9 protein-coding genes are annotated in these 7,710 nt (G+C 35.6%); all 9 read right to left on the minus strand.

Features of this window, described 5'->3' with window-relative positions:
• Window positions 1-73: 73 nt before the first annotated feature.
• The gene (locus tag CHB72_RS08750; RefSeq protein WP_207652526.1) at window positions 74-1,093 is read right to left on the minus strand and encodes a deoxyguanosinetriphosphate triphosphohydrolase; all 1,020 of its coding nucleotides are present in this window, start codon (window positions 1,091-1,093) and stop codon (window positions 74-76) included.
• 568 nt (window positions 1,094-1,661) lie between these two features.
• The gene (locus CHB72_RS08755; protein ID WP_242975079.1) at window positions 1,662-2,516 is read right to left on the minus strand and encodes a Nif3-like dinuclear metal center hexameric protein; all 855 of its coding nucleotides are present in this window, start codon (window positions 2,514-2,516) and stop codon (window positions 1,662-1,664) included.
• Window positions 2,517-2,585: 69 nt separating this feature from the next.
• A complete protein-coding gene (locus tag CHB72_RS28250; RefSeq protein WP_089282501.1) occupies window positions 2,586-2,738 on the minus strand; it encodes an SEC-C metal-binding domain-containing protein in 153 nt (50 codons plus the stop codon).
• Between the two features lie 496 nt (window positions 2,739-3,234).
• Window positions 3,235-3,597 (minus strand): hypothetical protein, encoded by a 363-nt coding sequence (locus CHB72_RS08765; RefSeq protein ID WP_089282502.1) that lies wholly within the window; start codon window positions 3,595-3,597, stop codon window positions 3,235-3,237.
• 377 nt (window positions 3,598-3,974) lie between these two features.
• Entirely contained in the window at window positions 3,975-4,142 is a 168-nt protein-coding gene (locus CHB72_RS28255; protein WP_207652528.1) for a DUF1643 domain-containing protein, read from the minus strand.
• Window positions 4,143-4,203: 61 nt separating this feature from the next.
• Window positions 4,204-4,869 (minus strand): ABC transporter ATP-binding protein, encoded by a 666-nt coding sequence (locus CHB72_RS08775; protein WP_089282503.1) that lies wholly within the window; start codon window positions 4,867-4,869, stop codon window positions 4,204-4,206.
• A gap of 13 nt (window positions 4,870-4,882) precedes the next feature.
• Window positions 4,883-6,295 carry an ABC transporter permease gene (locus CHB72_RS08780; protein ID WP_089282504.1) on the minus strand — a complete coding sequence of 471 codons (1,413 nt, stop codon included), beginning with the start codon at window positions 6,293-6,295 and terminating at the stop codon, window positions 4,883-4,885.
• 296 nt (window positions 6,296-6,591) lie between these two features.
• Window positions 6,592-7,479, minus strand: a complete 888-nt coding sequence (locus CHB72_RS08785; protein WP_089282505.1) for a 4Fe-4S binding protein — start codon at window positions 7,477-7,479, stop codon at window positions 6,592-6,594.
• A 4-nt stretch (window positions 7,480-7,483) separates the two neighbouring features.
• Window positions 7,484-7,710, minus strand: a 227-nt coding sequence (locus CHB72_RS27010) for a CD1871A family CXXC motif-containing protein (protein ID WP_207652529.1), incomplete at its 5' end; no start/stop codon positions are given.

Genomic DNA, 7,710 nt, shown 5'->3' on the forward strand with positions numbered 1-7,710 from the left:
ACCTATCTTCCTAATTCCTTCTTATCTGCTAAAAAAAATAAATTCAGAATATTTTATATCATCCCGCAAATGACTAGAAGTATTTTGGTGAAGGAATCACCTTACTTTGAAAAAGTTTTATTGCATCATTATCCGTACAAGCGGCTATATAGTCCATCACTGCCCTTTTAAATCCTTCTGCTTGTGCAGTTTTATGATACAGAAGAGGCAGTTCTTCAGGCTTTTCCATAAAATTTTGAAATAAAAACTCTACAATGTGAGTGGCCTTTTCTTTTTCTCTAAGGCATAATTCCCCATTATAGACGGTGTTAAACATAAAGGATCGTAATTTCATCATAATATTATATAAGGCTTTTGTTTGATAGATGTTAGGTTTCTCCCCTTTTTCTAATTTTAGAGTGGTCTCTTTAATAATATCATGTACAAATGTATTGACCCGCTGACTATGAGTTTCTCCTAACAGGGCTATTATATCTTTAGGAATATCTTCCTTTGTTAATATTTCCCCATTAATACTATCCTGAATATCGTGACATAGATAAGTAATTGTGTCCACTAGTTTTACTAGCTTACCCTCCAGTGTTACTGGAACGCCTTCACCAGTATGGTTCAATATGCCATCTCTTACCTCAAAGGTTAGATTCAGACCTTGTCTATTTCTCTCAAGAACATCTACCACTCTTAAGCTCTGTTCATTATGTTTAAAACGACCCATAATCTTCTCTAATACTTCCTCACCACTATGCCCAAAACAAGTATGTCCTAAATCATGACCTAAAGCAATGGCTTCCACTAAATCCTCATTTAATCTTAATGCTCTTGCAATTGTCCTAGATATTTGGCTAACCTCCAGTGTGTGGGTTAGCCTAGTTCTAAAGGTATCATTTTGTACAATAAATACTTGTGTTTTCCCCTTAAGCTTCCGAAAAAATTCACAATGAATAATACGATCTCTATCTCTTTGATAAGGACTTCGAACAGTGCATTCTTCTTCTAGTATTTTTCTACCTTTCGTGTTTATACTTAATTGAGCATAAGGTGAAAAATATTTTTCCTCGAAGGCTTCTGTAGTCCTCCTAATTGTTTTCATCATTTTATACAACCTTCCTTATACTATTACTGTATATATACTACATTTATTTATGAATTCCTTTAAAATTCTTTAAATTTCTCTTCTATTCTATTTCTTTTTCGTTATTACATAATCTTGACATTTGTATGTTTTTTATACACTACATTATATTATCTATTTAACTACCTTATACCCTTTTCTTATCTTAATTATAGATATACACCTTTAGATCTAAATCTGTTCTTTACTCTTAGTGATAGATATAGATAATAGAGAATTGGTATAAAATCATAGATTTTATACCAATTCCATTATACGGTATTAAATAAATAGAGACAGAATTAATCATCTGCCTCTATTGGTTGTATATTATACCAATAAGCTAGTTTTTTCAAAATATTAGTCTTTATATCTAATGGCTGCCTAGGTAACAGCTACCATAATAGACCAATCACTATTTTTTACTATTATGGAACACTTCTAATTATCGAAATTATAATAGCTTTTTAAACAACGAAAGCAATCATTTGAGATTACTTTCATTGTTGGTTACTATAAACATAAAAACACATTAATTATATCTTTACTTTTACAAATCCTCTAAGAAATATTTACCCTCTAAAAACTCTGCACATACTCCCAATTTTTTAAAATAATCAACCATTGATATGCATGCATATTTTTCAGTTGAGTAATGGGTTGCCCCAATAACATTAATTTGATTATCTTTTGCTATTTTATGAAATTCCATTGTCAGTTCAAAATACTGTAGTGGTTTTGTAAAACCAGTTAAATATACATTAATGCCCAGATCTGCTAATTCTGTTGCTACAAACGGATATGATCCTCCACCTGCCGCTATTGCAACCTTTCCTTTTCTTATATCCAACTCGCCATAATTTCGTAGCTTTATATCATGTCCAATCACTTTTTTAACATAGTCTGAAAAATCCAAAACTGATTTGAAACTTGTCTTACAAATAACTCCTACCTTAATATTATCGTATTGACAAAACTCATCAACCACTTCCAAATTCAATGCTTTTGCCAAATTTACGGATGTTGAATACTCCCCGTTTCTATCAAGCGGTGCATGAAGCATATAGAAAGAAATACGCCTTTTTTTCATTTCCTTTAAGTACTCAATGGGGATATTATAAAACGGAAATCCTTCCATATTTCCCCTGTAACCCATAGCATGATGAGAGAACAATAAAACATCAAACTCATTAGTATTTAGAATCTTCTCAATAATCTCTTTATCAGGGAAAGTAGCCGTATAGACCTTTTCAATATTATGGGAGTTGTCTAAAATAAGTCCCATATATTTTGATTTGAAAGTTGGAGCAATATAGCTATTAAAGTCCATAAAACTCCAGTCATCTCTGATATTCTTAATATCAAAATCCTCGTCTAATCGATTATATAATTCATTTGCAAGCATGCATATCACCTCCTGAATATCCCTTTAACCTACCAAAAAACGTATAATAAACAATTACCTGTTTCAAAACTATTGTGTACCAATAGTTTTACATATTATAGCATAATATATATACTTGTGTACATCGTGTATATATTTGTATTTGTTTTGACTGCCACACCAACACAAATCATTTCTTCTACAATATATTTCTGCAAAAATGTTATTAATCCTACATAAAATTCAATAGATATTTTCTTATATATCTACCTAAACCCACTCACTTATTTGATTTTTCCTCAAAAACATACAAAAGATCGTATCAAGTCTTTTAACTCAATACGATCGAGAGTTTCATTGATGGCTATGAAGTAACTGAACTCCATTATCAAAAAACCGCAGTCATTTATAATAAGATTCACCGTAACGGGTATATCTGCGGTTTTTCATATCATGATCAGAAGCTTAATTTGTCAATGGCTTCCAGTTATTCTTCTGTGTGGCTACCATTGACAAACTAGAATTCTGCTGTTAGCTTCATGCTAACAGTACCACTTTTTCAATTTCTATACCTGAAGAAGGTAATAAATACTTATATACCTGTTAACTTCACAAGAATATCCGGCGAATAATTTACCATGGTTTTATTATCAAGGACTGTTAAGCATTGCTTCAGATTGAGGTTTGTAAAATTACACAAAATATAAGCCTAAGGAAAGCAGTGTTTATTCCTTAGGCGTTAGTCATTAATATTCATTTCATCAAGTAATCTCTTTGGAGTAATTACAACTGGTATGATTAATATAATGGAAAAATCATTATTTAGTAGGATTAATGATTTGGTGAAATTTTCTCCGTCGGTCACCTTAATTAGGGCAACATATTCGGCAATGACATCCTCCATATCTATGTAAATATCTTTTAATTTTTCTAGTTCATTTTTGGATTCTATCACTAGAATATATCCTCCATCCGCACCATCTACGTCTCGATCTTCTCCGTATTCAGTATCAAGAACCGTTGCAATCTCCTTAATTACTTCTACTGCCTCCTGTGGCAGTTTTAGGAATTCTGCTTCCTTCACATGGGCTATTTTTATCATTTACCTTGCTCCTTTCGTTGTTTTAGCTTTCCTCCCAAGGTCTTGGTGGAGTTCCTTTCTGCTCGTTTCTTCCATTTGCTTACTGGTGGCTTCCAGTGCTGTTTTTCTCGTTTTTTCGGTTTGGCATTCTTTGTGGCCCCCCTCCTGTTCGGCGAAACAGAAAAAGCCCAAGAAAGCGGTTTTAGCGGCTCTCTTGGGCTAGTTGTTTGATTCTGTTGGTGTTTTTTCTGATTCTAGTTTCAATTTTTTCAGTTTCCAACTGTGGCGGATTTGTGGGGCAAGGGGATGGAAGCCTTTCCTGCCTTTACAGTCTTGGATGGTGTGGAATTTGTCTTTATACTCCGTTAAGAGGTTTATAACATCTTCCTGTCTTTCCTTCACCTTCTTATTATTTCACCTACCTTCCCCCAAGCAATGATTATATCTACCTTACCAGCAGATTTTTGAATTTGAGTATCATTTTCTTCATCCACTGATTCTTGTATGCTTTCTTTGATGCTAATTTTAGTATCTATTTTAGTAAAGATATTGACTTTAAAAGATATCTATCTTTCCCATCATCTGAGAAAACAACTTCTGTTTTAATCATACTTTTTTCTAAATCCTTTATTTTACAAGCGTCAGGTTCCCGTCTTTCATACCCCATACTTCATCCGCAACAGAAGATACCTTTTTGGAATGGGTAACGATTATTACGCATTTTCCTTCATTATGGGCCAGCGAAGTTAATATAGATAAAATATTGTCTTCCGTATCTGTATCTAAGTTACCAGTGGGTTCATCTGCAATGATAATGTCAGGATTATGAGATAAAGCTCTTGCAATACCAACTCGCTGTTGTTCGCCGCCGGAAAGCTTGAGGATTTTACGGTCAGCGGTTTCTTTATTAATTCCAACTTTTTCAAGCAGCTTATATGCGACTTTTTTCTTATTGTTTTCCTTTGTTCTGCTAATACACATCGACAACACAATGTTTTCAACAGCGGTTGCGTTTGTTAAAAGATTATAACCCTGAAAAATAACGCCAATACTTTCAGCTCTGTATTTATCACGGTCAATCTGTGAAAGTGGATTGCCGCTAAAACTTATTGTACCGTCCGTACAATTATCAAGCCCTGAAATAAGAGATAAGAGGGTAGTCTTTCCTGAACCTGACTTGCCCATAATCACGTAGAGCTTACCACTGTTAAACTCCGCCGAAACTTTTTTTAATACGGTTTTTTTTGTGCCGCTGTATTTATAGGATACATTTTCTATTGTTAAAAGACTCATCATAGTATTCACCTTAATTCCTTTCTGAAAGTATCTTTATAGGCTCGTATTTTGTGATATACATGATACCTGCAACGCTTGATATACCTGCCAGAACAAGAGAGATTAAAATAATCTGTGTAATGGCGTTCGCACTTAAATTTACCTGAAGTTCTGAAAGTGGTTTAGTGTCTGATGAAAATGTTGGTGCACCAAGTCCCGTTCTGCCTGACGTTGGCACGCCGCCGTTTGTATTATTGTTTTCTTCAGCAAGTTCAATTTGACCTGTAAGCAGGCTGTCTGCCACAGGTTGCGATGCCGCTAATCCTCCGCCTAAACCAAGCATTAAACATATCACTGTGATAACAAGCATTTCTGTAAGCAGTCCAAAAGCGACTTTGGATTTTTTCATACCCATAGCACGAAGGACACCGATTTCGTATTTACGTTCACGAATTGCAAGACTTGATAAAAGAATAAGAACCATTGAACCGAGTATCAAAACAACAATCAAGAACGTATTTGTTACCCCAGCAAGTCCTTCAACAGGGCCTACAACTTTTTTATATCCGGCTTCGTCGGTGACAACATTGTAATAATCAGCCAATCCCTTTTCCCTGAGTTCTTTTTCATAAGCAGGAAGCAGCGTGGGATCTTTCAAAAAATATTGCACCGAAACACCTCCGTGTACATTAAACATTTCCATATTAACGGCCGTATCAAAACCGGTAAGAATCTCGTTATTTCTATTTTCCATCGAAGATATTACTTCAAGATTTGAGCCAAGCATAGTATTGTCCATATAAATACCTGTAATGGTCAAGCTATGCGTCATTGGGTCATTTTCGTAATAACTGTCCACTTCAATGGTGTCACCAACGGATAAGCTGTTAAGGTCTGCGTATTGTTGGCTGACAATACATTCGTTGAGATTTTTATACATTTCCCCACTGATAATTTTACGAGTTCCCTTTTTGAAGTCGTTGTCTGCTTCAGGGTTGTCTGTCGCAATTATTTTGCCTTTTATTGTAACTGTTTCAGGGTTTTTTGTACCATCCGCCCTTGTTGCTCCGCTTAGAAAATTAGAAATAAAATTATCCATTTCGCTTTCACTAAGGGAAAATAGCTTTCTTGGTGAAATATCAATTGTTGCCGAAAGGTTTACGCTCTGCAACAAATCAGACTTTCCAAATTCTATTTGCTGCTGGGCCGTGAGTTCTTTGTAGCTCTCAGCCACTTTTTTGTTTTGAAGCATTTCAAAATTGGTTTCAATCGAAACCTCCGAACCAAATCTCGACTTATAATCTGCAATGATAGCCGATGTTGTTGTGTTAATGATAATAGACACGGCTGTCGTGAGAATGATAGCAAAAATGATGATTGCCATTAAAATGTTTCTGCCCTTATTTCTGCCGATGTTCTTAACGGCATTTGCAATAATGTACATTGTTTGGTCTCTCCTTTAATCAGTATTTGTTTGTTGACATAACACAGTATAGCATATGGATTGTTAGGTTTTCGTTAGGTAGTTATGACCACCCCTAAGAGGGGTGGTGTGACAATCACCCTATAAGTGCGTGACAAAGCTAGCGCCTAAATGACGCTGACTTTCACTTCGTTTAAGCCCCAATAATGATTACTTGCTACCCTTGAAAGGGTCTTGATATGACCTATCCTGCAAATCGGGGTTAGGTCATTTATTATTTGAGCGCTTTCTTTATACTCGTCAAGCTCGTACTGTATTTACATGTGAACTTGAAATTCACTGTCAGGCTTTCTTGATTTTAGGTAAAATTCTGATGTAATTGCCCCTTGTTTACACGCTTTTTTACATTCACCGCAACGAATACATTCCGGCGAGTTAATGTTTTTTGTGATTTCTACATTCATGTTACACTTTCTTTCACAAATCTTACAGCCATTACATCTTTCTTTATCAACACTCATTTGATAAAAACTGAACCTGTTGAAAAGCGAGTAGATTGCCCCTAAAGGACAGATATATTTGCAAAAAGGGCGATAAGTAAAAACTGAAGCAAGCATGATAAAAATGAGCAGTCCCATCTTCCAGATAAAGAGAAATCCTAACATGCTCCTTAAGCCTTCATTTTTCAATAGCAACGGGATACCGCCTTCCAAGGTTCCTGCTGGGCATATCCATTGGCAGAAATACGGCGGTGCAATGCCAAACTGATTGGTCAAGAATATCGGTAGCGCAATTACAGCCACCAACAATACGATGTATTTCAACCACCGCATCGGGGCATCAATTATTAGAGGGATTTTTAATTTGGGTACCTTAATCTTATATAACAAGTCTTGAATAAACCCGAACAGGCACAGAAAACCGCAAATTAAACGCCCAAGTGTAACTCCAAAGAAAATAATTATCCCGATGACATAAAATGAAAAGTTGTGCTTATTTCCTCCAATTACTGCTTGCAGTGCGCCTATCGGGCAAGAGCCGAGCGCCCCGGGGCAAGAGTAACAGTTCAGCCCCGGAACGCACACAAGTTTACTTTTTCCTTGCCAAATCTTTCCTGTAAAAAACCCTTGAATATTCGCGTTGGCAATAACGGCAGCTAATGCTTGAATAAAGGGGCGGCTCTTTATGAAATTAATAATTCGCATAGTGTCACCCCAATCCAATACACTCAAAGCAAATGTTTATGGCTTTCTTCAGTACAACCCAATGCTCCTGGCGCAAAACGCCAAATGTCATAAACAGTATTGAGGTGATCAAAAATCCATATTTGCTATAAAGATTGTAAGCGTCAACTCCAACCCACATTTTAATCAGCTCAAGATCATGAGATAATTTTCCCAAAGGAGGATGATTATCATGAGTAAAGAAGAAACTAG

Source organism: Anaerovirgula multivorans, from assembly GCF_900188145.1.
GTDB classification, from domain to species: domain Bacteria; phylum Bacillota; class Clostridia; order Peptostreptococcales; family Natronincolaceae; genus Anaerovirgula; species Anaerovirgula multivorans.

What these genes read in the sequence shown, in the direction of transcription:
- CHB72_RS08750 (WP_207652526.1), bottom strand. Translation starts at nt 1,093, where the DNA reads ATGATGAAAACAATTAGGAGGACTACAGAAGCCTTCGAGGAAAAATAT.
- CHB72_RS08755 (WP_242975079.1), bottom strand. Translation starts at nt 2,516, where the DNA reads ATGCTTGCAAATGAATTATATAATCGATTAGACGAGGATTTTGATATT.
- CHB72_RS08765 (WP_089282502.1), bottom strand. Translation starts at nt 3,597, where the DNA reads ATGATAAAAATAGCCCATGTGAAGGAAGCAGAATTCCTAAAACTGCCA.
- CHB72_RS08775 (WP_089282503.1), bottom strand. Translation starts at nt 4,869, where the DNA reads ATGAGTCTTTTAACAATAGAAAATGTATCCTATAAATACAGCGGCACA.
- CHB72_RS08780 (WP_089282504.1), bottom strand. Translation starts at nt 6,295, where the DNA reads ATGTACATTATTGCAAATGCCGTTAAGAACATCGGCAGAAATAAGGGC.
- CHB72_RS08785 (WP_089282505.1), bottom strand. Translation starts at nt 7,479, where the DNA reads ATGCGAATTATTAATTTCATAAAGAGCCGCCCCTTTATTCAAGCATTA.